The organism is Cupriavidus sp. GW821-FHT02F09 (assembly GCF_059421605.1).
This window is the reverse complement of the sequence record NZ_JBWKVH010000002.1, coordinates 368,580-395,570: the sequence shown is the minus strand read 5'-3', so window position 1 is coordinate 395,570 and position 26,991 is coordinate 368,580. Positions and strand designations below refer to the sequence as shown.

Below are 26,991 nucleotides of genomic sequence, written 5' to 3'. Positions count from 1 at the left end.
GTAAGGGGCGGGTGCTCTTAGCATCGCTCCATTATGAACAAAGCCTCCCGCGTTGGGGAGGCTTTGTCAGCAATCTGAGCCAGGCGCTATGCCTGGCTTTTTGTTTGTCGGGAATGCCGGAGCCGATGGCTATTGCGATGGCTATCGATTGGCGAACGCGGCAATCGGATCGTCATCCACGGGGGCCGGGGGCGCAACGGAAGGCGGCGGTGCTGCTGGTGCGGCCGGGGGCGCGACCGATGCCGGCGCCTGGTTGATTCCCGATGCAACCCGCCGCGCGCCGTTGTACCGGGAGGCCCAGTACGACTTGGTCATGTCCTCGAGCCGTACCGTGCCGCCGGTGGAGGGGGCGTGGACAAAGCGGTTCTGCCCGACATAGATGCCGACATGCGAATTGGCCCGGCCGGTGGTATTGAAGAAAACCAGGTCGCCCGAGGCCACCTGGCTGCGCTCCAGCGAGACGCCGCGGTCGCCCATGGCTTCGGTGGTGCGTGGCAGGTCGACGTTGGCGGCGCGCAGCACCACATAGCGGACCAGGCCGCTGCAGTCGAAGCCCGAGTCAGGCGTATTGCCGCCGTAGCGATAGGGCGTGCCAACCAGCGACATCGCCTGGATGGAGACTTCTTCCAGCCCGGCGCTGGGATCCACCATGGGGGTGCCTGCCGGCCGCGGCTGGGCGCTATAGCGCCCAGGCGGCGTCGAAGCGCAGGCGGCGAGCAGCAATGCCGCCGCGCAAAGCAGGGGCAGGCGGGCAGTGTGGAAGGCGTGGGCCAGGCTGGGCACACGTCTTCCGGCAGGGGCTATCTGGCGCAGAGGCATCCTTCTTGGTCCGATCCCGGGCCAGGAGCCGTGGCGTGAGGGGTGCAGCGCGGCGAGGGTGCCTCCCCTGGCGCCTTACCAGCGCAATTGCGCGTTGTAGGTGCCCGTACTCACGTTGACCGACTTGGCCTGTCCCTTATAAGTCGCTTCGATATTGTAGCTGCCTTGCGGGGCCTTGATCAGGCACTTGGGCCCGGAAGCGGTAAAGCTGGCCACTTCGTGGCCTTCGCGCGTCATCTTGACGGCTACGTCGGCGAGGAATTCGCCGCGCTCCCCCTGGGTGAACAGCAGGCCCATGTTGAAGTTCTTTTGCTGCGCGTCCAGTTGCTGTTGTTCGTCCGCGGCAATGCCGCCGCAGACGTAGCTGACGGGTCCCATGGTGCGGATTACCATTTCGTCAGCGGCGAGCGCGGGACCCGCAAGCAACGCGGCCGCGGCAATTGCGACGCTGCTGGCCAGCGCGAGCCGCAGCGGTGTGTGGTGCAGATGGTTGTCCATCAATGTCTCCATCGATCCAACAAGCCGGGAGGGGCAAAAAAAAGCGCCCGCCAAGCGCCGGCACGCGAGATGCCGAAATGGCGGGCGCTCCGGATGCTTTGATGCTAGGCCACGCCGGCAGGCAAATCTGCCGGTCGTGGTCCTACAAGGCATCCGGTGGTGCCAGAGGTTGCGAGAGCTTAGTCTTCAGCGATGATGCGCCCCCGCCCCTTAGAGGACATCCGCGGCATGGTCGGCCAGGCGCGAGCGTTCACCGCGCGCCAGCGTCACATGGCCACTGTGGCTCCAGCCCTTGAACCGGTCGACCACGTAGGTAAGGCCGGACGATCCTTCGGTCAGGTAAGGCGTGTCGATCTGCGCGATGTTGCCCAGGCAGATGATCTTGGTGCCGGGGCCGGCACGCGTTACCAGCGTCTTCATCTGCTTGGGCGTCAGGTTCTGGGCCTCGTCGATGATGACGAACTTGTTGACGAAAGTACGTCCGCGCATGAAGTTCATGCTCTTGACCTTGATGCGCGAGCGGATCAGTTCCTGGGTGGCCGCGCGACCCCACTCGCCGGCGCTGTCGTCGCTCTTTTGCAGCACTTCCAGGTTGTCGTCGAAGGCGCCCATCCAGGGCTGCATCTTTTCTTCCTCGGTGCCCGGCAGGAAGCCGATATCCTCGCCGACCGGCACGGTGGCGCGGGTGACGATGATCTCGTTGTAGAGCTTTTGGTCGAGCACCTGCTCCAGGCCCGCGGCAAGCGCCAGCAGGGTCTTGCCGGTACCGGCCTGGCCCAGCAGGGTGACGAAGTCGATCTCCGGATGCATCAGAAGGTTGAGCGCGAAGTTCTGCTCGCGGTTGCGGGCGGTCACGCTCCACACATTGTTCTTGTGGTGCGTGTAGTCCTTGAGCGTTTGCAGCAGCGCGGTCTTGCCGTTGATCTCCTTGACCTGGGCGTACAGCGGCAGGCTGCCGTCGCTGGGTTCCAGGAAGACAAACTGGTTGACCAGGAAAGAAGGCACCAGCGGGCCTGTCAGGCGATAGAACATCGCGCCGGACTTCGGGTCCTGCCAGCTTTCCACCCCCTTGCCATGCTTGGCCCAGAAGTCGTTGGGCAGCAGCATCACGCCCGAGTACAGCAGGTCCTTGTCCTCGAGGACCTGGTCGTTGAAGTAATCCTCGGCGGGCAGGCCGAGCGCGCGCGCCTTGATGCGCATGTTGATGTCTTTCGACACCAGCACCACCTGGCGCTCCGGGAACTGCTGCTGCAGGGCGCTGACCACGCCCAGGATCTGGTTGTCCGCCTTGCCCTGCGGCAGGCCGTCGGGCAGCTTGATCTCATTGAGCTTGGTTTGCAGGAACAGCTTGCCCTGCGCGTCGCGGTTGCCCAGCTTGGCGAGCGGCAAGCCGTCGTCGAGCACGCCGTCGGTGCCGCCCACCAGCGCATCGAGGGTGCGGCTGACGGTGCGGGCGTTGCGCGCGACTTCGCTCATGCCCTTCTTGTGGTTGTCCAGCTCCTCGAGCGTCATCATCGGCAGATAGACGTCGTGCTCTTCGAAGCGGAACAGAGAGGACGGGTCGTGCATCAACACATTGGTGTCCAACACGAACAGCTTGCTGGGGCCGGTGTGTTTCTGCATGCGACGGTTGGTCGTGCCGGGGGCCTTGGCGGGAGCCTTGGGCACGGCGGCCAGCGACGGCACGGACTTCAGCGCGGACGGCGGCGCATCCTTGGTGCGCGCTCGCGTCGAACCGCTGGCGCTGGCCACCACGGCCGGCGCATTTTCCGCTTTGCTAGTTCCGGTTTCCAGCAAGGCCACACGCTCCAGCGCCGGCACAGGTTTCTTACCCTGCGACGCTGATTTGGCCTTAGTCAGCTTGGTCACCGGGGCGAATTCGCTCGGGTCAAGCAATTGGGCAGGCTTGGCGGGCATGGTCGGCAGCGGCATGCTAGGCTTTCCTTTCAGGGGGAGAAGACGGCTGGAAAACGGCGCAGGACACTGGCGCGGCCGCATGGCGCCGCGTACTTGGGGAGCGTGTCCTGTGCGTACAAAACACACAAACAAAAAAGCCGCCAACCTGGGTAGCAGGTTTGGCGGCTTTTTTTCGGACCGGAGACACGGCAGGTCCGCTACCGGCCTGTGGCAGGGTGCGCCTGGGCCGGGACGATGAAGCAGCGTGGCATCCGGATCTTGAACTCATTAAAGGTCAATGTATCCGAAGGTTTTCTCTTTTGCAATCGCTTGCCGAGAGGACTTTTGAAGGTGTTGCTGCGCCGCATTAATGCGCCAGGCTGAATCGCCGTGGATCAAGCCCCGGATCAGAGTCCGCGCACGATTTCCAGCACCTCGTCGACGTGGTTGGGCACCTTGATGCCGCGCAGCGCATGGCGCAGGATGCCCTTGCCGTCGATGATGAAGGTGCTGCGCTCGATGCCGCGCACTTCCTTGCCATACATTTTCTTCATCTTGATGACATCGAACAGATGGCACACGGCTTCATCGCCATCGGAGATCAACTCGAAGGGCAGTTCCAGCTTGGCCTTGAAGTTCTCGTGTGACTTCAGGCTGTCGCGCGAGATGCCGAAGACCACCGTGCCTGCCTTGACGAAATCGTCATGCTGGTCGCGGAAGTTCATGGCTTCGGTGGTGCAGCCCGGGGTGTTGTCCTTGGGATAGAAATACAGGACGACGGTCTTGCCACGCTGGGCGGCAAGGCTGAACGTGCCGCCGGTGGCGGGCGCGCTGAAATCGGGTACGGGCTGGCTGAGACTGGCTGTTGTCATTCTTATGGCTCCTGGGAGGGACAGGAAGGGGGCGGCTGCGTGAGTGCGGCCACCATGGTGGCGGCAGATGGGGGCGGGGTGGCTAACTTCAAGCGTGGCGTGTGCCTAACTTGAGAGAACCGGCCTCCCGGGCCGCCGGGCGGGCTCAGGCAGGTTCCTCCAGCAGCAGGATGGCCGCCACTTTGCGGCCTTCAGCCATCAGGATGTTGTATGTGCGGCAGGCGGCCTGCAGATCCATGGCGTCCACCCCGACATGCAGGCGCGCCAGTGAGGCGGTCAGCCGGGGATGCGGGAAGCGCAGGCGGCTACCGGTGCCCAGCAGCACCACCTCGGGCGAGTGCGCCAGCAGGCCCTCGAAGTGCGCGGGTTCCAGGTCTTCGAAGCGTTGCACCGGCCAGGGCCGGATCTCGCCTTCGGGCATGACCAGCACGGATTGGGTGTGGCGCACCATATTGATTTCGATATAGCCCGGGCCGTACGACGTTACCGTATTGAGGGCATTGGGCTGGTCAGCGTGGAGTTTCAAGGGCGAACCTTATCTGGCGCTGCCCTTCGCGGCGCGCGCGGCGACTCGGCCGGGGCAGCGCAGGGCGGGTTGAGAGCATTTTGGGGCAGGCGGGCCGGGCGGCTTTGCCGCGGCCCCGTGGTACCGGCGGCGCACGCTGCAATGCAAGAATCCCTGCCGAAGTCTGTCATAATCCGATAAATTATAGCTTTTGCCTCCCTGCCTGCCACGTTTTGCGTTGCAACGCAGCGCACAGGCTACCCGGGCCGCTCCATTTCCACCCAGATTCCCTAGATAGCCGCCGCTACCCGGTGGCGCTTGCCTCCTGCCAACATCGCCGTGAAACCGATCCAGAAATCCAACAAGCTCAACAATGTTTGCTATGACATCCGCGGCCCGGTGCTGGAGAAGGCCAAGCAGATGGAAGAGGAAGGCCACAAGATCATCAAGCTGAACATCGGCAACCTGGCCGTCTTCGGCTTCGATGCGCCGGAAGAGATCCAGCAGGACATGATGCGCAACCTGCCCAATTCGGCTGGCTACTCGGACTCCAAGGGCATCTTCGCCGCGCGCAAGGCGATCATGCACTACACGCAGCAGAAGAATATCGAGGGTGTGGGGCTGGACGACATCTACGTTGGCAACGGTGCCTCCGAGTTGATCGTGATGTCCATGAATGCGCTGCTCAACAGCGGCGACGAAGTGCTGGTCCCGGCGCCGGACTACCCGCTGTGGACCGCGGCGGTGAGCCTGTCGGGCGGCACCCCGGTGCACTATGTGTGCGACGAGGCCAATGAGTGGATGCCCGACCTGGACGATATCCGCGCCAAGATCACGCCGAATACCAAGGCCATCGTCGTCATCAACCCGAACAACCCCACCGGTGCGTTGTATTCGGACGAGTTGCTCAAGTCCATCGTGACGATCGCGCGCGAACACGGCCTGATCATCTTTGCTGACGAGATCTACGACAAGGTGCTGTACGACGGCCATAGCCACACGTCCATCGCCGCGTTGTCGACCGATGTGCTGACCGTGACCTTCAACGGCCTGTCCAAGAACTACCGCTCGTGCGGCTACCGCGCCGGCTGGATGGTGGTGTCGGGCGACAAGCGGCCCGCGCTGGACTATATCGAGGGGCTGAACATGCTGTCCTCGATGCGCCTGTGCGCCAACGTGCCGGCCCAGTGGGCCATCCAGACCGCGCTGGGCGGCTACCAGAGCATCAACGACCTGGTGGGCGAAGGCGGGCGCCTGCGCCGCCAGCGCGATCTTGCCCATGAGCTGATCACGCAGATCCCGGGTGTCACCTGCGTCAAGCCCAAGGCCGCGCTGTACCTGTTCCCCAAGCTCGACCTGTCGATGTACCCGATCCAGGACGACCAGGAGTTCATTTATGAGCTGCTGCAGGAGTCCAAGGTGCTGCTGGTGCAGGGCACTGGCTTCAACTGGGGCAAGCCCGACCATTTCCGTATCGTGTTCCTGCCCCACGAGGAAGACCTGCGCGAGGCCATCAGCCGCGTCGGGCGCTTCCTCGAGACCTACCGCAAACGCCACGGCCGCGCGGCCTGAACCGGCACGCTTGCGGCGCAATCCATTTTTCAGCAACTCAGAGTCAGATCGTCCATGAATCCCATCAAAGTAGGCCTGCTTGGCATCGGTACCGTCGGTAGCGGCACGTTCAATGTGCTGCAACGTAACCAGGAAGAAATCCGCCGCCGCGCCGGACGCGGCATCGAGATTGCCATGGTGGCCGACCTCAACACCGAGCGCGCCCGCGAGCTGACCGGTGGGCAGGTCGAGGTGGTGGCCGACGCCAACGAGGTCGTCACCCGCCCCGAGATCGACATCGTGATCGAGCTGATCGGCGGCTATGGCATCGCCCGCGAACTGGTGCTCAAGGCCATCGAGAACGGCAAGCACGTGGTCACCGCCAACAAGGCGCTGCTGGCCGTGCATGGCAACGAGATCTTCGAAGCCGCGCGCAAGAAGGGTGTGATCGTCGCTTTCGAAGCCGCGGTAGCCGGCGGCATCCCCATCATCAAGGCGCTGCGCGAAGGCCTCACCGCCAACCGCATCGAGTGGATCGCCGGCATCATCAACGGCACCACCAACTTCATCTTGTCGGAAATGCGCGACAAGGGCCTGGACTTCGATACCGTGCTCAAGCAAGCGCAAGCGCTGGGCTATGCCGAGGCCGATCCCACCTTCGACATCGAAGGCATCGACGCCGCGCACAAGATCACGTTGATGAGCTCGATCGCGTTTGGCATGCCGGTGCAGTTCGACAAGGCCTACGTGGAAGGCATCACCAAGCTGTCGGCCGTGGATATCCGCTACGCGGAAGAGCTGGGCTACCGCATCAAGCTGCTGGGCCTGACGCGCCGCCGCGAAAACGGCATCGAGCTGCGCGTGCACCCGACGCTGGTGCCGGCCAAGCGCCTGATCGCCAACGTGGAAGGCGCCATGAACGCCGTGCTGGTGCAAGGTGATGCCGTGGGCGCCACGCTGTACTACGGCAAGGGCGCTGGCGCCGAGCCGACCGCTTCGGCCGTGATCGCCGACCTGGTCGACGTGACCCGCCTGCACACTGCCGACCCCGAGCACCGCGTGCCGCACCTGGCTTTCCAGCCGGACGAACTGTCCAGCGTGCCGGTGCTGCCGATCGAGGAAGTCACCAGCTCGTACTACCTGCGCATGCGCGTGGCGGACGAGACCGGCGTGCTGGCCGACATCACCCGCATCCTGGCTGACGCCGGCATCTCCATCGATGCCATGCTGCAGAAGGAGTCGCGTGAAGGCGAGCCGCAGACCGACATCATCATGCTCTCGCACCTCACCCTCGAGAAGCAGGTCAACGCCGCCATCGCCAAGATCGAGGCGCTGCCGACCGTGCTGTCGGCCGTCACGCGCCTGCGCATGGAAGAACTGAACTGAACGCACCGATGAAATACCAGTCGACGCGCGGCCATGAGATGCCGCAAACCTTCTCCGAGATCCTGCTGGGCGGCCTGGCGCCGGACGGTGGCCTGTACCTGCCCCGGGAGTACCCGCAGGTCACGGCCGACGAGCTGGAAGCCTGGCGCAAGCTGTCGTACGCCGATCTCGCCTTTGAAGTCCTGTCCCGCTTCTGCGACGACATCCCGGCCGAGGACCTGCGCACCCTGACGCGCAAGACCTACACCGCCGAGGTGTACTGCAACGCCCGCCCCGGCGACAACACCACCGACATCACCCCGCTGCGCACGCTGGGCGAAGAGGGCGGCACGCAGCTGCAGCTGCTGGGCCTGTCCAATGGCCCCACGCTGGCCTTCAAGGACATGGCCATGCAACTGCTCGGCAACCTGTTCGAGTACGCGCTCGCGCGTGCCGGACAGGAGCTGAACATCCTGGGTGCTACCTCCGGCGATACCGGCAGCGCTGCGGAATACGCCATGCGCGGCAAGCGCGGCATCCGTGTCTTCATGCTAAGCCCGCACCGCAAGATGAGCGCGTTCCAGACCGCGCAGATGTTCAGCCTGCAGGACCCGAACATCTTCAACCTGGCGGTGGAAGGGGTGTTCGACGACTGCCAGGACATTGTCAAGGCGGTCTCCAACGACCTCGGCTACAAGGCTCGCCAGAAGATCGGCACGGTCAACTCGATCAACTGGGCACGCGTGGTGGCCCAGGTGGTGTACTACTTCAAGGGCTGGCTGCTGGCTACCGACGGCCCGGGTCAGAAGGTCTCGTTCTGCGTGCCGTCGGGCAATTTCGGCAACGTCTGCGCCGGCCATATCGCGCGCATGATGGGCCTGCCGATCGACAAGCTGGTGGTTGCCACCAACGAGAACGACGTGCTCGACGAGTTCTTCCGCACCGGTACTTACCGCGTGCGCAAGTCGGCCGAGACGTATCACACCTCCAGTCCGAGCATGGACATCTCGAAGGCGTCGAACTTCGAGCGTTTTGTCTTCGACCTGCTGGGCCGCGATGGCGACAAGCTGGCCAAGATGTTCCGCGAAGACGTCGACACCAAGGGTGGCTTTGACCTGTCCGGCACACCGGAATTCGAGCGCATCCGCGCCTTCGGCTTTGTCTCGGGCCGCAGCACGCACGAAGATCGCCTCGCCACCATCCGCGACCTGTCCGAGCGCTACGGCATCACCATCGACACCCACACCGCCGATGGCATCAAGGTCGCGCGCGAGCATCTCACGCCCGGTGTGCCGATGCTGGTGCTGGAGACCGCGCTGCCGGCCAAGTTCGCCGACACCATCCGCGAGGCGCTTGGCCATGAGCCGGAGCGTCCGGCAGCCTTCGAAGGCATCGAAAACCTGCCGCAGCGCTTCGAGGTGATGCCGGCGGATGCCGACCGCATCAAGGCCTACATCGCCGGCCACACCGGCCTGTAAGCCCCGGGCGCTGCCGGCGGTGTTCCTGCCGGCAGCGCGCCAACTCGCTACAATCAGACTTGCCGAGCAGAAATCGCACGGCCCTCGCATTGCTCCGGATGTATCGGGGGCGGTACGCGGGCCGTTTCCCATGGGCGCTGAATGGCCATGGGTTTGCGGTCTGACACTGCCTACGCTGCTTACGCTGACTACGCTGTCTCACTTACCCGTTTTCCTCATGACCGAAGCCGCCGCGCCCGCCCGCCCCCCCATGTTGACCATGGCCCAGGCCCTCGAAGCCTTGCTGGCCGGCGCCCGCCCGCTTGCCGAGGCAGAGCGCATCGCCACGCTCGACGCCAATGGCCGCGTGCTGGCCGCGCCGGTGTCGAGCACGCTGGACGTGCCGCCGGCTGACAACACCTCGATGGATGGCTACGCGGTGCGCAGCGCCGACCTGGCGGCGCCAGGCTCGCGCCTGCGCGTGGCCCAGCGCATCCCCGCCGGCCATGTCGGCACGGCACTGGCGGCTGGCACGGCGGCGCGCATCTTTACCGGTGGGCTGATTCCGCCGGGGGCCGACGCGGTGGTCATGCAGGAGCAGTGCGTGGCGCAGGGTGAGGATGTGATCGTCAATCACACGCCGCAGCCGGGCGAGTGGATCCGCCGGGCCGGCGAGGACATCCGCGCCGGCAGCGTGATCCTGCCGGCCGGCACGCGCCTGACGCCGCAGGCGCTGGGCCTGGCGGCCTCGGTGGGGCAGGCGTCGCTGGACGTGGTGCGGCGCGTCAAGGTGGCCGTGTTCTTTACCGGCGACGAGCTCGCCATGCCGGGCGAGCCGCTCAAGCCGGGCGCCATCTACAACTCCAACCGATTCACGCTGCGCGGGCTGCTGGAAAACCTCGGCTGCGAGGTCAGCGATTTCGGCATCGTGCCTGATACCCTGGCCGCGACGCGCGACACCCTGCGCCGGGCAGCCGAGGGGCATGACCTGATCATCACCTCGGGCGGCGTCTCGGTGGGCGAGGAAGACCATATCAAGCCGGCGGTCGAGGCCGAAGGCCGGCTCAACCTGTGGCAGATCGCTATCAAGCCGGGCAAGCCGCTGGCATTCGGCGAGGTGGCGCGCACTGGGCAGGCGCCGGCATTTTTCCTGGGGCTGCCGGGCAATCCGGTCTCGAGCTTCGTCACCTTCCTGCTGTTTGTGCGGCCTTTCATCCTGCGGCTGCAAGGCGTGCAGGACGTGATGCCGCGCCGGCTGCCGCTGCGTGCCGATTTCGACCTGCCCAAGGGCGACCGCCGCAACGAGTTCCTGCGCGTGCGCCTCAACCAGGCCGGCGGGCTCGACCTGTTCCCCAACCAGAGCTCGGGCGTGCTCACTTCCACGGTGTGGGGCGAGGGCCTGGTCGACAACCCGCCCAACCAGCCGATCGCGCGGGGAGATACCGTGCAGTACATCGGCTTCGACGGCCTGCTGGCATAAGGAGCGAGACCGCCATGAACATCGAACTCCGTTTTTTTGCCAGCGTGCGCGAGCAGCTGGGCCTGGGGCAGGAGCGTGTCGCGGTGCCGGCCGAGGTGGCTACCGTGGCGGACCTGCGCCATTGGCTTGGAGCCCGCGGCGGCGCGTGGGCCGAGGTGTTGGCCGAGGGCCGTGCCTTGCGCATGGCCGTGGACCACGAGGTGGCCAGTGCGGACAGCGTGTTGGCCGAGGGCTGCGAAGTGGCGTTTTTTCCGCCCGTGACCGGAGGCTGAAATGAGCGTCAGAGTACAGCGCGAGGATTTCGACCTGGGCGCCGAGGTGACGGCACTGCGCCGCGAGCAGCCAGGCGTGGGCGCGGTGGCCAGTTTTGTTGGCACGGTGCGCGACATGAACGACGGCAGCGCGGTCAGCGCGATGGAGCTGGAGCATTATCCCGGCATGACCGAAAAGGCGCTGGCCCGGATCGAAGCGGTGGCGCGGGAGCGCTGGGCGCTGCTTGACGTCACCATTGTGCATCGCGTTGGCCCCTTGCTGCCGCTGGACCAGATCGTGCTGGTGGCGGTAGCCTCCGCTCATCGCGGCAATGCCTTTGCCGCCTGCGAATTCATCATGGATTACCTCAAGTCCGAGGCGCCGTTCTGGAAGAAGGAGCAGACGCCGGAGGGTGCGCGCTGGGTCGACGCACGCGTGACCGACGCGTCCGCGCTGGCGCGCTGGGGCATTCGCTCGCTCAATGCCAGCGGCGAAGGCGAGGCGGAGCCGGCGGAACCCTTGGGTCTCAAGCGCTGATGGGCGCGCTCGGTTTTGTGGCGGTCGGGGTCGGGGCCGCGGTGGGAGCTTGGCTGCGCTGGGCGTTCTCCGTGCTGTGGAATGCCGCCAACCCGGCATTGCCCTATGGAACGCTGGCGGCCAACCTGGTCGGCGGCTACCTGATCGGGCTGGCAGTGGGATTCTTCGGTGCGCATGTGGAGTTGTCACCCGAATGGCGCTTGCTGGCGGTGACCGGCTTCCTGGGCGGCCTGACCACGTTTTCCACGTTCTCCAGCGAGGTCGTGGGCAACCTGATGGCGGGCGATTATGGCTGGGCGGCGGTGCACCTGCTGGCGCACCTTGGCGGCTCGCTGCTGCTGACCGTACTGGGCCTGTGGACCTACCGGCTGCTGGCCTGAGCGCCCGTAGAAGCCAATGAGCCTGAGGACTCCAATGAATCCAATGACTCCAATGAATCCAATGACTCCAATGAATCCAGCCACGCAAGCACCTGCGCCAGCGCGGCGTTGAAGGCGGCCGGCCGTTCCATGTGCGGGGCATGGCCGGTGCCGTCGATGGTGACAAGCCGGGCAGCCGGCTGTAGTGCCAGCGTGGCCAGTCCCACTGCCGGCGCGTAGAGGCGGCTGCGCTCCCCAACCAGATGGAACAACGGCAGGCGAGTATGGCGCAACGCCGGGCGGTAATCCTGGCGGGCCATGTCTTCCCACAACGCGGCAAGCGCATCCGGCGCGCACTGGCGCATGATGCCGGCGATCCGGTCCGTCTCGTGCGCATCGGGTTTGCTGCCGGCAGCCCATAAGCCGGCGCGCACCGAATCGATCAGGCGCGGCCAGTCCCGGCGCACGTGCGCGGCCATGTTGGCTGCCTGCGCGGTGTCGTAGTGCGCATGCAGGCCATGCGGCCAGTCCGCCGCGCTGGCCAGCCGCGGTGTCATGTCGATGGCGCCGATTGCCGCCAGGGGCAGGGTGGGCTCACCGCGCATCAACTCCCAGGCCACCATGGCGCCCATCGACCACCCAATCACCACCACGTCCCGTAATCCCAGGTACCCGATCAACCCGGCAGCATCGGCGGCAAGCTGCGCAAGGCTGGCTTGTCCGGCGTGCGGCAGTGCAGCAGACAAGCCATGCCCGGCATGGTCCGGGGCGATCACACGATAGCCATCACGCGCCAGCGCGCGCTGCCCGTCGAACGCCTCGCCGGATAGCGACCAACCGTGCAGCAACAGCAGTGCCCGGCCATCGCCGGCCTCCCGCCAGCCGGGCCGCGAACCGCAAGCAGGGTGGCTATCGAAGGCGGGGGCGGGCTCGGCGTTAGTCATCGCGTGCGAAGCATCCAATGGCGAACTTGCAGTCTGGGCATATGGCCTGGCCACGTGCGTGGCCAAAGCTCCGGGTAAGCCATGTATTGACATACGGATCGCTAACTTTATATCATGAAACATGAATCAGTTATCATGTTTTGAGGGTCGCCGGAGGAGGCAGTTTCCGCGGTGCAATGCCGCTGCCTGACTGCCGTTTCCCGGTCTGACCAGCCAACGCGGAGCCCCGATGTCCCTTACCGAATCCGGCGTAAGCCAGCCCAAGACCGCGCGCGGCCAGAAGACCCGCGAAGCGCTGCTGCGCGCCGCCGAGAAAGTGTTCGGCGAGAAGGGCTACTACGTGGCTTCGATCTCAGAGATCACGCAGGAGGCAGAGGTGGCCATGGGCACCTTTTATCTCTATTTCAAGGACAAGGAAGACATCTTCCGCGCGCTGGTGCAGCACATGCTGGAACTGGTGCGGGCCCACTTGCGCAAGCACGTGGGGCCGGCGCAGACGCAGATCGAGGCCGAGCGGCTCGGGCTCAAGGCTTTCCTGTCCTTTGTGTCGCGCCACAAGAATCTGTACCGCATCGTGCTCGATTCCTACTCGGTTGACGAGACCATCTACAGCAGTTACTTCCAGGTGTTCGCCGACGTCTACAGCCGGCGCCTGGGCAAGGCCGAGGAGCAGGGCGAGATCTCGCCGGGTGATGCCGAAGTGCGGGCGTGGTGCTTGATCGGCATCAGCAATTTCCTAGGCATGCGTTATGCACTGTGGAAACGGCCGGCGTCGATGGACAAGGTGGTCGATACGGCCTTCGACATGATTTCGCACGGGCTGGCGGCGCGATGAGCGCGTTGGTGCTGGTCGAACGTGTTGGCGGCACGGCCGTGCTTCGGCTCAATCGCGCCGAGCGGCACAACAGCCTGGTGCCGGAACTGCTCGAAGCGCTGCTGGCCGCGCTGGAGCGCATGGAGGCGGACCCGGAGGTGCGCGCCGTGGTGCTGAGCCATGCGGGGCGCTCGTTTTCCACGGGCGGCGATGTCGGTGCTTTTGCCGCCTTTGTGCCGCAAAGCGCGGAGTTGGCGCAGTATGCGCAGCGCCTGCTCGGCCTGCTCAACGCAGCTATCCTGCGCCTGGCGGCGCTGCGCCGCCCGGTGATCGCGGCGGTGGAGGGCTGGCTGACGGGGGGCTCACTGGGATTGGTGCTGGCCTGCGACATGACGGTGCTGGGCGAGGGCACGCGCATTGCGCCTTACTACACCGTGGTGGGATTCAGCCCGGACGGTGGCTGGACGGCGATGCTGCCACAACTGATCGGCGCCGCACGCTCGCGGGCGATCCAGCTTGAGAACACCACGCTGACGGCCAGCCAGGCCGTGGCACTGGGCCTGGCGACGCATCTCGCGCCGGCCCGCGAGGCCGAGGCGATGGCGTTGTCCCTGGCGGCCGGCCTGAAGGACAAGGTACCGGGCAGCGTGGCGCATACGCGCGCGCTGCTGCGCTGGGATGCCGATGCGCTGGCCGCTGGGTTGGAGCGCGAGCGCGTGGCGTTCGTGGCGCAGGTGACGAGCGCCGAGGCTGCGGCAGGCATGCGCCGCTTCCTTGGCGATGGCTGCACAGGCTAAGGCAGCAAACGGAAAGGCAGGACGGCAGGAAAGAGCACAGACACGAGCACAGACACGAGCACAGACACGAGCACAGACACGAGCACAGACACGAGCGCAGGAACGAGTACAGGAAAGCGAAGCAGCAACAAGCAGGCAGGATCTGCACTTGCAACGACAAGCGACACCCTCAGAGGAGACAAGAATGCAATTCAAGCACCAAGCCGCTGGCGCGATCGCACTGGCCAGCCTGCTGGCCGCCGGCGGCGCCCTTGCCAAGGACATCCGCATCGCCCACGTCTACGACAAGACCGGGGCGCTCGAGGCCTACGCCAAGCAGACCCAGACCGGGCTGATGATGGGGCTGGATTACGCCACCAACGGCACCATGATGGTCAATGGCAACAAGCTGGTGGTGATGGAGAAGGACACCCAGGGCAAGCCCGACGTGGCCAAGGCCCAGCTTGCCGCGGCGTATAGCGACGATCGGGCGGATATCGCCGTGGGGCCGACGTCCTCCGGCACGGCGCTGGCGATGCTGCCGGTGGCCGAGGAGTACAAGAAGATCCTGCTGGTCGAGCCCGCCGTGGCGGATTCCATCACCGGCGAGAAGTGGAACCGCTACATCTTCCGCACTGGCCGCAATTCGTCGCAGGATGCCATCTCCAACGCCGTGGCGCTGGACAAGCCCGGCGTGCAGATCGCCACCCTGGCGCAGGACTACGCCTTTGGCCGTGACGGCGTGAAGGCCTTCAAGGGCGCGCTCAAGAACGCCAAGATCGTGCACGAGGAATACCTGCCGACCAACACGACGGACTTTACCGCCGGGGCGCAGCGCTTGTTTGATTCGCTCAAGGACAAGCCGGGCCGCAAGATCATCTTCATCATCTGGGCGGGCGCCGGCAACCCGTTCAAGATTGCCGATCTCGATCCCAAGCGCTACGGCATCGAGATCGCCACCGGCGGCAATATCCTGCCCGCCATGAGCAACTACAAGAACTTCCCCGGCATGGAAGGCGCGACGTATTACTACTTCAGCATTCCCAAGAACAAGGCCAACGAGTGGCTGGTGTCCAACCACTACACCAAGTTCAAGTCGCCCCCCGATTTCTTCACCGCCGGCGGCATGACGGCTGGCATCGCGCTGGTCGAGGCGCTCAAGAAGACCAATGGCGACACCAACACCGAGAAGCTGATCGGCGCGATGGAGGGCATGTCGTTCGAGACGCCCAAGGGCAAGATGACCTTCCGCAAGGAAGACCACCAGGCGCTGCAGTCGATGTACCACTTCAAGATCAAGGTCGATCCCGCGTTCGCCTGGGGGGTGCCCGAGCTGGTCCGCGAGATCAAGCCGGAAGAAATGAACGTGCCGATCCGCAACAAGCGGTGATGACAGTGGGCGCCGCTTCCATCGATACAACGGCAGCGCTCTCGCGGGCGGTGGCGGGGCCGCCCGCGCTCGAGACGCGAGATCTCACCATCCGCTTTGGCGGCCACGTGGCGGTCAACGCGGTGTCCTGCGCGTTTCATCCCGGCGAGCTGACCTGCATCGTCGGCCCCAACGGGGCCGGCAAGACCACGTACTTCAACTTGATCTCGGGCCAGTTGCCGCCCAGCGCCGGGCAGATCCTGCTCGACGGCGAGGACGTGACGCGCCTGCCGGTGCCGCACAAGGCGCTGCGCGGCATTGGCCGCGCCTTCCAGCTGACCAGCCTGTTTCCCAATCTGTCCGTGTTCGAGAACGTGCGCCTGGCAGTGCAGTCGCGCCGGCGCATCGGGCTGGATCTGTGGAGCGTGTGGAGCGCAAACCGCGCGGTCCGCGAGCAGGCCGAGGACTGTCTCGAACGGGTGGCCCTGGCCGACAAGCGCCACCTGCCGGTGGCCTCTTTGCCGCACGGCGACCAGCGCAAGCTGGAGGTGGGCATCCTGCTGGCGCTGCAGCCGCGCATCTTCATGTTCGACGAGCCGACCGCCGGCATGAGCGTGGACGAGGTGCCGGTGATCCTCGGCCTGATCCAGGAGATCAAGCGCGACAAGAGCAAGACGGTGCTGCTGGTGGAGCACAAGATGGATGTGGTGCGCTCGCTGGCCGACCGCATCATCGTGCTGCATAACGGCAACCTGATGGCCGATGGCGATCCGGCCGAGGTGATCGCCTCGCCGATCGTGCAGCAGGCGTACCTAGGCATCGCTGCCGGCGACGAGAGCGCGCAGCAGGAGGGCAGTCATGGCTGAAGCACCGGCAGCACCCGCATTATCCCCAGCATCCGCAGCACCCATCCTGAGCCTGGATGGCGTGCAGACGCACATCGGGCCATATCACATCCTGCACGGCGTGAGCTTTGCCGTGCCGCGCGGCGGCGTGACCATGCTGCTGGGGCGCAACGGCGCGGGCAAGACCACCACGCTGCGCACCATCATGAACCTGTGGCAGGCGAGCGAAGGGCGGATCGTGTTCGACGGGGCCGACATCACGCGCCGCGGCACGCCCGCCATCGCGCAGGCCGGCATCGCCTATGTGCCGGAGAACATGAGCGTGTTCTCCGAGCTGACGGTGGCCGAGAACATGCGGCTGGCCGCGCGCAGCGGCGCGATCGACGGGCAGCGGCTTGACTGGGTGTTCCGCATGTTCCCCGCGCTGAAGATCTTCTGGCACCAGCGCGCCGGCGTGCTGTCCGGCGGGCAGAAGCAGATGCTGTCGGTGGCGCGCGCCATCATCGAGCCGCGCAAGCTGCTGATCGTGGACGAACCGACCAAGGGCCTGGCGCCGGCCATCATCCAGAACATGATCACGGTGTTCCGCGAGCTCAAGCAGACGGACGTATCTATCCTGCTGGTGGAGCAGAACTTCCACATGGCCAAGTCGGTGGGGGATACCGTTGCCGTGATGGATGACGGACGCGTGGTGCATACGGGAACGATGGCAGCGCTGGCGGGGGACGAAAGCCTGCAGCAGCGGCTGCTCGGTTTGTCGCTGGCGGCGCACCAGTAGCGCGTATCAATAGTGGCCAGCAGGACAAGACAAATAACAAGACACATCACAAGATATCGTCAGGACCGAGACAATGGCGAGTACAAGCTCCTTACCCACCACCCCGGCGACACCGGCCGATCTGCCCAAGGTCCGGCTCGACTGGACCCCGCTGGCGCTGGCGCCGCTGCTGATGCTGCTGGCCTACCCCTTGATCGGCAGCGGTTCGACCTGGCTGACGCTGACCATCGCCGGCCTTGCCATGGGCATGATCGTGTTCGTGGTGTCGTCGGGCCTGACGCTGGTGTTTGGGCTGATGGACGTGCTCAACTTCGGGCACGGCGCGTTTATCGCGTTAGGAGCCTATGTGGCGGCATCCGTGCTGCTGCCGCTGGGCGCGTGGGTGGAGGCAGACAGCCTGTGGCTCAACCTGGCGGTGTTTGGCCTGGCCATCCTGGCGGCGATGGCGGCGGCGGGCGCCATTGGCTTCCTGTTCGAGCGCATCGTGGTGCGCCCGGTCTACGGCCAGCACCTCAAGCAGATCCTGATCACCATGGGCGGCATGATCGTGGCCGAGCAGCTGATCAAGGCGATCTGGGGTGCTGAGACCATCGCGCTGCAGGTGCCCACCACCTTCCGCGGCGCGGTGCTGCTGGGCGACGCGGCCATCGAGAAGTACCGGCTCATCGCCGTGGTGCTCGGGCTGGTGATCTTTATCTCCATGGTGCTGGTGCTCAACCGCACGCGCATCGGCCTGCTGATCCGCGCCGGCGTGGAGAACCGCGAGATGGTGGAGTCGCTCGGCTACCGCATCCGGCTCTTGTTCATCGGCGTGTTCGTGGTGGGGGCGGGGCTGGCCGGCATGGGCGGCGTGCTTTGGGGGCTGTACCAGCAGAACATTACCGCGTCCATCGGGGCCCAGGTCAATGTGCTGATCTTTATCGTGATCATCATCGGCGGGCTCGGCTCCACCACCGGCTGCTTTGTCGGCGCCTTGCTGGTGGGCCTGATGGCCAACTACACCGGCTTCCTGTTTCCCAAGGTGGCGCTGTTCTCGAACATCCTGCTGATGGTGATGATCCTGCTGTGGCGTCCGCAGGGCCTTTACCCGGTAGCCAAGCGCTGAGCGCCTAGGAAAAAACCATGACCCGACTGCTTTCCGGCGACCTGCCACGAAGCCGCGTGCTGACCGTGATCCTGGTGGCCATGCTGCTGGCGCTGGCGTGCGCGCCTTTCCTGTTTCCTGGTGCGCGCGCGCTCAATATGGCGGCCAAGATCTGCATCTTCGTGGTGCTGGTGGCCAGCTACGACCTGTTGCTCGGCTATACCGGCATCGTCTCCTTTGCCCACACCATGTTTTTCGGCATTGGCGGCTATGGCGTGGCGATCGCCATGTCGCGGCTGGAGCCGGGGTGGGGCGCGCTGGCGCTCGGCACGTTGGGCGCGCTGCTGGTGTCGATGCTGCTGGCCTTCCTGATCGGGCTGTTCTCGCTGCGAGTCAGGGCGATCTTCTTTGCCATGATCACGCTGGCGGTAGCCACCGCCTTTGCCACGCTGGTGTCGCAGCTCTCCGAGTGGACCGGCGGCGAGGATGGCATCAGCTTCAAGGTGCCGGAGGTGTTCACGCCGGGCTTTTCGCTGGGCGACGCCGAGTGGCTTGGCGTGCCGCTCAACGGCAAGCTGTTTTCGTATTACTTCGTGTTTGCGAGCGCGCTGGTGTTGTTCCTGTTGCTGCTGCGCGTGGTGAACTCGCCGTTCGGCCGGGTGCTGCAGGCGATCCGCGAGAACGATTTCCGGGCCGAGGCCATTGGCTACCGCACCGTGGTGTACCGTACCGTGTCCACCGTGCTGTCGGCCGGGTTCGCCACGCTGGCCGGGGTGCTGATGGCGCTCTGGCTGCGCTACAACGGCCCGGACACCTCGTTGTCCTTCGAGATCATGGTCGATATCCTGCTGATCGTGGTGATCGGTGGCATGGGCACGCTGTACGGCGCGCTGATCGGCACCACGCTGTTCCTGGTGGCGCAGACCTACCTGCAGGACGTGATGAAGCTGGCGAGCGATGCCACCGCGGCGATCCCGCTGCTGTCGGGGCTGCTGCATCCGGACCGCTGGCTGCTGTGGCTCGGCTTGTTGTTTATCCTCAGCGTGTATTACTTCCCGCAAGGCATCGTCGGGCGGCTGCGCGGCGATCGCGCCGAGCACGAGGTGGCGTCGTAGATCTGCATGCAATAAAAGGCTAGCAAGATAACAAGAACATCCACAAGCGGAGATCCCAGACCATGTACGTAGTCGACTGGCTGCACAAGAATGCCCTGCATACGCCGGACAAAGTCGCCCTGGTTGACGTGGAGAGCGGCCGCACGGTGACCTACCGGCAGTTCGACGAGCGCGCCAGCCGCTTCGCGGAATACCTGGGCGAGCGCTTGGGGCTGGCGCCCGGGGCCCGCGTGGCCGTACTGGCCCACAACAGCTCGGACTATTTCGAGATGCTCTATGGCTGCGCCAAGGCCGGCATGGTGATGGTCTGCCTGAACTGGCGGCTGGCGGCCGCGGAGCTGCTGCCGATCCTGCGCGACTGCTCGCCCGACGTGCTGGTGGCCGGTGATGGCTTTCTTGCCACCGCCGCCGCGCTTGCCGACACCTTGCCGCTGCGCGCGGTTTTGCACCTGGCTGACGACGAGAGCGCGGACGTGCCGGGCGGCTGGACCGAGTACGAAGCGATGCTGGCGGGTAGTTCCGGGCGTGTCATCGAGATGCCGTGCCGCGATGAGCACGAGGTCTGGCACCTGCTTTACACCTCGGGCACCACGGGACGGCCCAAGGGCGTGATCCAGACCTACGGCATGGTGTTTTTCAACGCCGTCAACGCCATGCTGGCCAACAAGATCACGCGCGACGACGTGTTCCTGAACGTGCTGCCGTTCTTCCATACCGGCGGGCTGAACCTGTACGCCAATCCCGTGCTGCATGCCGGCGGCACCGTGCACATCATGCGGCAGTTCGACGCCGAGGTGACGCTGCGCAAGCTCGATGCCAGCGCCGGGGAGGGCATCACCATGTTCTTCGCCGTGCCCGCGGTCTACCTGTTCCTGAGCCAGCATGCCGGCTTCGCGGCGGCGGATTTTTCCCGCGTGCGCAATATGTCCGCGGGCGGCTCCGCGGTGCCGCGGCCGCTGCTCGAGGCCTACCTGGCCAAGGGCGTGACGATCTGCTTCGGCTTTGGCATGACCGAGACCGGGCCAACCGTGTTCGTGTGCGACGAAGCCACGGCGCGCCGCAAGATCGGCACCATCGGCAAGCCGGTCGGCTCCATGCTGACGCGGGTGGTGGATCCACAGGGCCGCGACGTGGCGCCGGGCGAACGTGGCGAGCTGCTGATCAAGGGGCCGGGCGTCACGCCCGGCTACTGGAACCTGCCGGAGGCCACCGAGGCCGCCATCCGTGGCGGCTGGCTGTATTCGGGCGATATCGCTTACATGGATGAGGAGGGCGACTACTACATCGTCGACCGCGCCAAGGACATGTTTATCTCCGGCGGTGAGAACGTCTACCCTGCCGAAGTGGAGAATGTGCTGTTTCAGCTTGCTGCCGTATCCGAGGCCGCCGTCATCGGCGTGCCCGATGCGCGCTGGGGCGAGGTCGGCATGGCGCTGGTGGTAGCAAAGCCCGGCATGGCGCTCGATGCCGAAGGCGTGCTCGCGCATTGCCGCGCCGCGCTGGCAAGCTACAAGGTGCCGCGCCACGTGCGGATGATCGAGGCGCTGCCGCGCACGCCGTCGGGCAAGGTGGAAAAGCACAAGCTGCGCGCGCGCTTCCAGGCGCAGTGAGGGCGGCGCGCCGTGTGAAGTCATGCAGTGGCTGTCTCGTGAAATTCTCGTTTCTGTCGTTTCTGTATTGCGTTCCGATCGATCCAGCATGCCGGGCCGGCATGCAATAAGGGGGCACAACATGTTGCGCGGACTTGCAGGGCATAGCGATTTGACCAGATACGGCGTGTGCCTGGCGCTGGCAGGGGCGGCGGGCTTGTTGCTGGCGGCGTGCGGCTCGGGCGATAACAACACCAGCAGCGGCAATACCAATCCCAATACCAAGCCGGCCAATATCGGCGCGGTCACGATCAAGACCTACGACGGCAACACGGACGACCTGCTCACTGCTGGCCTCGGCAAGGACGGCCTGGGCTCCGCCACCGCGCCGTTGCCGCTGAATCCGGCCGCGCCCACCGCGGCCGAGCTGCGCCGCTACGCCATCTACACCAACTACCGCGCGCTGGTGGATACCACGGCGGGCGGTGGCTATGGCTCGCTGTACGGCCCCAATGTGGACGCGCAAGGCAACATCACGACGGGGCAGGGCAAGGTCGCCGGGCGCGAGTACCTGGCCTTCTCCGACGATGGCAGCGGCCAGCAGAACGTAACCATGCTGGTACAGATTCCCGACAGCTTCAATGTGGCCAAGCCGTGCCTGATCACCGCCACGTCGTCCGGCTCGCGCGGCGTCTATGGCGCGATCTCCACCGGCGAGTGGGCACTCAAGCGCGGCTGCGCTGTCGCCTACACGGACAAAGGCACCGGCGCCGCGCCGCACGACCTGGACACCGATACCGTTGCGCTGATCGACGGCACCCGCGCCAGCCGCGCCGCGGCCGGCGCCAACGCGCAGTTTGCCGCGCCGTTTCCCAACACCAGCCTGGCCGCATTCAATGCGCTGGCGCCGCACCGGCTGGCGTTCAAGCACGCGCACTCGCAGCGCAACCCCGAGAAGGACTGGGGCACGTTCACGCTGCAGGCCGCCAGTTTCGCCATCTGGGCCATCAACGACCGCTTTGGCAACGTGGCCACCGATGGCACGCGCCAGCGCAGCCTGGGCCCGGACAAGATCGTGGTGATCGCGTCCAGCGTGTCCAACGGCGGCGGCGCGGCGATTGCCGCGGCGGAGCAGGACACCCAGGGCCTGATCGACGGCGTGGCAGTGGGCGAGCCGAACCTCAACCTGCCCAGCAACACGGGCGTCACCGTCACCCGTGGCGGCGTGCCGGTCAGCCTGTCCGGGCGCCCGCTGTATGACTACACCACCACGGCCAACCTGCTGCAGCTCTGCACCTCGCAGGCGAGCGCGCTGGTGAATGCGCCGGGTGTGGCGCTGTACGCGCTGCCCACCGTCGGGCTGGCGCAGCCGGCGCTCAACCGCTGCCAGTCGCTGGCCAACGCGGGCCTGGTGACCGGGCCGGATGCCGCCAGCCAGTCCGTCAGCGCGTTGCAGGCGCTGCACGCCTTTGGCTGGGAAGCCGAGTCCGATGTGCTCCATCCGTCGCTGGCCCTGTTTGAGGTGGCCAATGCAGTCTCGGTGACCTTTGCCAACGCGCTCGCGCGGGCCGGCGTGGCGGATCGCTTGTGCGGCTTCAGCTTTGCCGCGACCGGCACGGCAGTCCTGACGCCGGCGGCGATTGCGCCAGCTACGCTCAATGTGCTGTACGCGACAGGCAATGGCGTGCCGCCGGCGGCCGGCGTGCAGCTGATCAACGACAACAATCCCGGCGGCCCGCTGCGCGATATCTATTCCCAGTCGCCGAGCAACAATGTGGCCGATGCCAACCTCGACGGCGCGCGCTGCCTGCGCGGCCTGCTCACCGGCACCGGCGCGCAGGCCCAGGCGCTGCAGGCGGGCCTGGCCCAGACGCTGCGCTCGGGCAACCTGCACGGCAAGCCGGCCATCATCGTGCATGGCCGCAGCGATGCGCTGCTGCCGGTCAACCATACGTCGCGGCCTTATCTCGGCTACAACCGGCTCCAGGAGGGCAGCGCCAGCAAGCTGTCCTATATGGAAGTCACCAATGGCCAGCATTTCGACAGTTTCATCGGCGCGGTAGCGGGCTACGACAACCGCTTCATCCCGCTCCACGTCTACCTGAACCGGGCGCTCGACGCGGTCTACGACAACCTCGCCAACGGCCGCGCGCTGCCACCCTCGCAGGTGGTGCGCACGGTCGCGCGCGGTGGCACCGCGTCGCCGGCACCCGCCATCTTGCCCACCAACCTGCCGCCGTTTGCCGCAACGCCCGCCGATGCGGACCGGATCACGGTCAACGGCAGCACCGTAGAGGTACCCAACTGATGAAGGCATCCCGCCCACGCGTTCTGACGCAAGAAGATTTCGACCGCTTCGCCTCGCTCTCGCGCGATGACAACCCCATCCACTGCGATCCGGCGTTCGCCCGCACGACGCATTTTGGCGCCACGGTCGCGCATGGCATGTTCCTGTTCTCGCTGCTTTGCGCGCAGATGCAGCGCAGCAACCCCCGGCCGGTGCTGCCCATCGCGCAAACGCTGATGTTCCCGCGTCCCACCTTTGTCGGCGACGGCGTGGCCGCCGTGCTGGTGTTGAACGAAACGCCCGGGCGCGACCGGATCGCGCTGGACACGTCGGTGCGCTGCGTGCAGCGTGGCCGCAACCGCACGCCCGTCACGGATGAGCAGATAACGGCACATGGCGACGCGGTGCTGCTGGTCGACGCCAGCGCGGAATCGCTGGCCGAGGCCCAGCGCCAGGATGCCGACGAAGTTGCGCAATCCGCCGGGCAGCTTGTGGGGCAGCCAGCTGGCGACCGTGCGCTCTATCACCTGAGCGTGGGCCAGGAGGCTTCGGCGGTACGCAGCTTCAGCGCGGGCGATATCGATGAATACGTGGCGTTGACCGACGATGGCAATGCCTTTTATACCGACCCGGTGTTCGCCCACAGCCGTGGCTTCGAGGGCACCATCGTGCCGCTGCCATTGCTGGCCGGCATGTTCTCGGATCTGCTGGGCACGCGCTTGCCGGGCCGCGGCACTGGCTGGATGAAGCAGTCGCTGCGGCTGCGCTCGCCCGCGCGGCTGGGCGAGCTGCTGAGCGCATCGGTGCGCATCGTGCGCCTGCGCGGCGACAAGGACCTGGTCAACCTGGCCACGGTGGTCACCGGCGACGATGGCCGCGTGGTGCTGGCCGGGGAGGCGCTGGTGCTGGTGCGCAACCTGGAGGACAAGCGGTCGCTGGCGGCCGCCTGAAGCCGCGTGGGTGGCCAAGGTGCAACGTATTTCCTGCGCCACATCAAGGGCCGTGCAGTCAGGCCTTGAAATGCACGCGCAAAGCCTTATCTTTCGATCAGACACCAGTGTCCGGCCCGCGTGGCGGGATCGGCAGGCCGGGGCGCAAGCGCCTTGCCTACCGCATCGGGCACTCATCCGAAAAAGAGGGCTCCTAAATGCGACTTGACAAACTGACTACCCGATTCCAGGAAGCGCTGGCCGATGCCCAGAGCCTGGCGATCGGCAACGACAACCAATACATCGACCCGCTGCACGTGCTGCGCGCCTTGCTGGCGCAGAACGACGGCGCCGCCCGTGCGCTGCTGGCGCGTGCCGGCGTCAACGTCGGCGGCCTGACCACCGCGCTGGATGCCGCCATCAAGCGCCTGCCGCAGGTGCAGGGCACCAGCGAGGTCCAGGTCGGGCGCGAACTCAGCGCGCTGTTCAACGCCACCGAGAAAGAGGCCATCAAGCGCGGCGACCAGTTCATCGCCAGCGAGCTGTTCCTGCTCGCGGTGGCCGATGACAAGGGCGAGGCCGGCCGCATCGCACGTGAAAACGGCCTCTCGCGCAAATCGCTCGAGACCGCCATCGAAGCCGTGCGCGGCGGCGATTCGGTCAACAGCGCCGACGCCGAAACCCAGCGCGAAGCGCTGAAAAAGTACACCGTGGACCTCACCGAGCGTGCCCGCATCGGCAAGCTCGACCCCGTGATCGGCCGTGACGACGAAATCCGCCGCACCATCCAGATCCTGCAGCGCCGCACCAAGAACAATCCCGTGCTGATTGGCGAGCCGGGCGTGGGCAAGACCGCTATCGTGGAAGGCCTGGCCCAGCGCATCGTCAACGGAGAAGTGCCGGAAAGCCTCAAGAGCAAGCGCGTGCTGGTGCTCGACATGGCTGGGCTGCTGGCCGGCGCCAAGTACCGCGGCGAGTTCGAGGAACGCCTCAAGGCCGTGCTGTCGGACATCGCCAAGGACGAAGGGCAGACCATCGTCTTTATCGATGAGCTGCACACCATGGTCGGGGCCGGCAAGGCCGAGGGCGCGATCGACGCCGGCAACATGCTCAAGCCGGCTCTCGCGCGCGGTGAACTGCATTGCATCGGCGCCACCACGCTGGACGAGTACCGCAAGTACATCGAGAAGGACGCCGCGCTGGAGCGCCGCTTCCAGAAGGTGCTGGTCGACGAACCCAGCGTGGAGGCCACCATCGCCATCCTGCGCGGCTTGCAAGAGAAGTACGAGCTGCACCATGGCGTGGAGATCACCGACCCGGCCATCGTCGCGGCGGCGGAGTTGTCGCATCGCTATATCACCGACCGCTTCCTGCCCGACAAGGCCATCGACCTGATCGACGAAGCCGGCGCGCGCATCAAGATGGAAATCGACTCCAAGCCGGAGGTGATGGACAAGCTCGAGCGCCGCACCATCCAGCTCAAGATCGAGCGCGAGGCCGTCAAGCGGGAAACCGACGAGGCGTCGAAGAAGCGGCTCGAACTGATCGAGCAGGAAATCGGTCGCCTGGAGAAGGAATACGCTGACCTCGAAGAGATCTGGAAGGCCGAGAAGGGTGCCGCCCAGGGCGCAGCCGCGCTCAAGGAAGAGATCGACAAGATCCGCCTGGAGATCACGCGCCTGCAGCGCGAAGGCAAGCTCGACAAGGTGGCGGAGCTGCAGTACGGCAAGCTGCCAGAACTGGAAGGCAAGCTCAAGGCCGCCACGGTCGCCGAAGCCAGCGAGCAGAAGCAGCCCAACAAGCTGCTGCGCACGCAGGTAGGCGCCGAGGAGATCGCCGAGGTGGTAAGCCGCGCGACCGGCATCCCGGTGTCCCGGATGATGCAGGGCGAGCGCGAGAAGCTGATCCAGATGGAGGACTACCTGCACCGCCGCGTGGTGGGCCAGGACGAGGCCGTGCGCCTGGTGTCGGACGCCATCCGGCGCTCGCGTGCCGGCCTGTCGGACGAGAACAAGCCCTACGGCTCGTTCCTGTTCCTCGGCCCCACCGGGGTGGGCAAGACCGAACTGTGCAAGGCGCTGGCCGAGTTCTTGTTCGATTCGCAGGACCACCTGATCCGCATCGACATGAGCGAGTTCATGGAGAAGCACAGCGTGAGCCGGCTGATCGGCGCGCCGCCGGGATACGTGGGCTATGAAGAGGGCGGTTACCTGACCGAGGCCGTGCGCCGCAAGCCGTACAGCGTGATCCTGCTCGACGAAGTCGAGAAGGCCCACCCGGACGTCTTCAACGTGCTGCTGCAGGTGCTGGACGACGGTCGCCTGACCGACGGCCAGGGCCGCACGGTGGACTTCAAGAACACGGTGATCGTGATGACCTCGAACCTGGGATCGCACATCATCCAGGCAATGACCGGCGAGCCGCACGAAGCGGTCAAGGGCGCGGTATGGCAGGAAGTGAAGACGCATTTCCGGCCCGAGTTCCTGAACCGTATCGACGAGGTGGTGGTGTTCCATTCGCTCGACCAGCAGCATATCGAGTCGATCGCCCGCATCCAGCTGGAGCGGCTGACGGCACGGCTGGCGCGCATGGACATGACGCTGGAGGTGAGCGAAGCTGCGCTGGCCAAGATCGCCAGCGCTGGCTACGATCCGGTGTTCGGGGCGCGTCCGCTCAAGCGTGCGATCCAGCAGCAGATCGAGAACCCGGTGGCGCGTCTCATCCTCGAAGGCAAGTTCGCCGCCAAGGATGTGGTGCCGGTGGATTACCAGGATGGGGAGTACACCTTCGGTCCGAAGGGCCACTGAGGCACGGCACTACCACGGCACTACCACGGCAGTACGCCAGAACGAAAAACCGCCCCTTTGCCG

Annotated in this window: 24 protein-coding genes; 18 read left to right on the top strand and 6 right to left on the bottom strand. The window is 65.7% G+C overall.

The features are described 5' to 3' along the window. Nucleotides 1-141 precede the first annotated feature (141 nt). From AC07XB_RS04510 to AC07XB_RS04490, 5 genes are all read right to left on the bottom strand, one after another. Nucleotides 142-819: a C40 family peptidase gene (locus tag AC07XB_RS04510; protein ID WP_492826493.1), complete on the bottom strand. Its 678-nt coding sequence runs from the start codon at nt 817-819 to the stop codon at nt 142-144. A gap of 75 nt (nt 820-894) precedes the next feature. Next, nucleotides 895-1,317, bottom strand: a complete 423-nt coding sequence (locus AC07XB_RS04505) for a hypothetical protein (protein WP_492826491.1) — start codon at nt 1,315-1,317, stop codon at nt 895-897. Nucleotides 1,318-1,527: 210 nt separating this feature from the next. Next, nucleotides 1,528-3,249, bottom strand: a complete 1,722-nt coding sequence (locus AC07XB_RS04500; RefSeq protein WP_043347227.1) for a PhoH family protein — start codon at nt 3,247-3,249, stop codon at nt 1,528-1,530. 371 nt (nt 3,250-3,620) lie between these two features. Beyond that, a complete protein-coding gene (locus tag AC07XB_RS04495; protein ID WP_150983651.1) occupies nt 3,621-4,085 on the bottom strand; it encodes a peroxiredoxin in 465 nt (154 codons plus the stop codon). Between the two features lie 145 nt (nt 4,086-4,230). Beyond that, nucleotides 4,231-4,611 (bottom strand): Mth938-like domain-containing protein, encoded by a 381-nt coding sequence (locus tag AC07XB_RS04490; protein WP_150983650.1) that lies wholly within the window; start codon nt 4,609-4,611, stop codon nt 4,231-4,233. Nucleotides 4,612-4,929: 318 nt separating this feature from the next. On the opposite strand from AC07XB_RS04490, the gene AC07XB_RS04485 reads away from it, so the two are divergent. The 7 genes from AC07XB_RS04485 (at nt 4,930) to crcB (ending at nt 11,612) form a co-directional block, all read left to right on the top strand. Further along, entirely contained in the window at nt 4,930-6,162 is a 1,233-nt protein-coding gene (locus tag AC07XB_RS04485; RefSeq protein WP_183031328.1) for a pyridoxal phosphate-dependent aminotransferase, read from the top strand. 54 nt (nt 6,163-6,216) lie between these two features. Then, complete coding sequence (locus AC07XB_RS04480) at nt 6,217-7,527, top strand: homoserine dehydrogenase (RefSeq protein WP_006161584.1); 1,311 nt, start codon at nt 6,217-6,219, stop codon at nt 7,525-7,527. An 8-nt stretch (nt 7,528-7,535) separates the two neighbouring features. Then, the gene (thrC, locus tag AC07XB_RS04475) at nt 7,536-8,984 is read left to right on the top strand and encodes a threonine synthase (protein WP_492826488.1); all 1,449 of its coding nucleotides are present in this window, start codon (nt 7,536-7,538) and stop codon (nt 8,982-8,984) included. Nucleotides 8,985-9,201: 217 nt separating this feature from the next. Then, nucleotides 9,202-10,443: a molybdopterin molybdotransferase MoeA gene (locus AC07XB_RS04470; RefSeq protein WP_492826486.1), complete on the top strand. Its 1,242-nt coding sequence runs from the start codon at nt 9,202-9,204 to the stop codon at nt 10,441-10,443. A gap of 14 nt (nt 10,444-10,457) precedes the next feature. Continuing rightward, nucleotides 10,458-10,715, top strand: coding sequence for a molybdopterin converting factor subunit 1 (moaD, locus tag AC07XB_RS04465; protein WP_043347211.1), 258 nt, complete (start codon nt 10,458-10,460; stop codon nt 10,713-10,715). Nucleotide 10,716: 1 nt separating this feature from the next. Beyond that, nucleotides 10,717-11,232, top strand: a complete 516-nt coding sequence (gene moaE / locus AC07XB_RS04460) for a molybdopterin synthase catalytic subunit MoaE (RefSeq protein ID WP_492826484.1) — start codon at nt 10,717-10,719, stop codon at nt 11,230-11,232. Next, a complete protein-coding gene (gene crcB / locus AC07XB_RS04455; RefSeq protein WP_174427404.1) occupies nt 11,232-11,612 on the top strand; it encodes a fluoride efflux transporter CrcB in 381 nt (126 codons plus the stop codon). Before moaE ends, crcB begins: the two co-directional genes overlap by 1 nt. On the opposite strand, the gene AC07XB_RS04450 is transcribed toward crcB, so the two are convergent. Then, nucleotides 11,594-12,535 (bottom strand): alpha/beta fold hydrolase, encoded by a 942-nt coding sequence (locus AC07XB_RS04450; RefSeq protein ID WP_492826482.1) that lies wholly within the window; start codon nt 12,533-12,535, stop codon nt 11,594-11,596. The two genes, crcB and AC07XB_RS04450, sit on opposite strands and share 19 nt — an antisense overlap. A 229-nt stretch (nt 12,536-12,764) precedes the next feature. Here AC07XB_RS04450 and AC07XB_RS04445 point away from each other — a divergent pair, with 229 nt between their 5' ends. The 11 genes from AC07XB_RS04445 to clpB all read left to right on the top strand — a co-directional run bounded on the left by AC07XB_RS04445 (nt 12,765) and on the right by clpB (nt 26,928). Next, a complete protein-coding gene (locus AC07XB_RS04445; protein WP_006161576.1) occupies nt 12,765-13,370 on the top strand; it encodes a TetR/AcrR family transcriptional regulator in 606 nt (201 codons plus the stop codon). Continuing rightward, a complete protein-coding gene (locus AC07XB_RS04440; protein ID WP_492826480.1) occupies nt 13,367-14,146 on the top strand; it encodes an enoyl-CoA hydratase/isomerase family protein in 780 nt (259 codons plus the stop codon). The genes AC07XB_RS04445 and AC07XB_RS04440 overlap by 4 nt, the downstream gene beginning before the upstream one ends. A 184-nt stretch (nt 14,147-14,330) precedes the next feature. Beyond that, nucleotides 14,331-15,515 (top strand): substrate-binding domain-containing protein, encoded by a 1,185-nt coding sequence (locus AC07XB_RS04435; RefSeq protein ID WP_492826478.1) that lies wholly within the window; start codon nt 14,331-14,333, stop codon nt 15,513-15,515. Beyond that, the gene (locus tag AC07XB_RS04430) at nt 15,515-16,360 is read left to right on the top strand and encodes an ABC transporter ATP-binding protein (protein ID WP_492376403.1); all 846 of its coding nucleotides are present in this window, start codon (nt 15,515-15,517) and stop codon (nt 16,358-16,360) included. Before AC07XB_RS04435 ends, AC07XB_RS04430 begins: the two co-directional genes overlap by 1 nt. After that, nucleotides 16,353-17,117, top strand: a complete 765-nt coding sequence (locus AC07XB_RS04425; protein ID WP_492826476.1) for an ABC transporter ATP-binding protein — start codon at nt 16,353-16,355, stop codon at nt 17,115-17,117. Before AC07XB_RS04430 ends, AC07XB_RS04425 begins: the two co-directional genes overlap by 8 nt. Nucleotides 17,118-17,190: 73 nt before the next feature. Next, a complete protein-coding gene (locus tag AC07XB_RS04420) occupies nt 17,191-18,222 on the top strand; it encodes a branched-chain amino acid ABC transporter permease (RefSeq protein ID WP_174427409.1) in 1,032 nt (343 codons plus the stop codon). A gap of 17 nt (nt 18,223-18,239) precedes the next feature. Next, nucleotides 18,240-19,316, top strand: coding sequence for a branched-chain amino acid ABC transporter permease (locus AC07XB_RS04415; RefSeq protein ID WP_043347191.1), 1,077 nt, complete (start codon nt 18,240-18,242; stop codon nt 19,314-19,316). 62 nt (nt 19,317-19,378) lie between these two features. Continuing rightward, complete coding sequence (locus tag AC07XB_RS04410; protein ID WP_492826474.1) at nt 19,379-20,926, top strand: acyl-CoA synthetase; 1,548 nt, start codon at nt 19,379-19,381, stop codon at nt 20,924-20,926. 121 nt (nt 20,927-21,047) lie between these two features. After that, the gene (locus AC07XB_RS04405; protein WP_492826472.1) at nt 21,048-23,213 is read left to right on the top strand and encodes a D-(-)-3-hydroxybutyrate oligomer hydrolase; all 2,166 of its coding nucleotides are present in this window, start codon (nt 21,048-21,050) and stop codon (nt 23,211-23,213) included. Further along, entirely contained in the window at nt 23,213-24,142 is a 930-nt protein-coding gene (locus AC07XB_RS04400) for a MaoC/PaaZ C-terminal domain-containing protein (RefSeq protein WP_492376399.1), read from the top strand. The genes AC07XB_RS04405 and AC07XB_RS04400 overlap by 1 nt, the downstream gene beginning before the upstream one ends. Nucleotides 24,143-24,339: 197 nt before the next feature. Next, nucleotides 24,340-26,928: an ATP-dependent chaperone ClpB gene (gene clpB / locus AC07XB_RS04395; RefSeq protein ID WP_492376398.1), complete on the top strand. Its 2,589-nt coding sequence runs from the start codon at nt 24,340-24,342 to the stop codon at nt 26,926-26,928. Nucleotides 26,929-26,991: the final 63 nt, after the last annotated feature.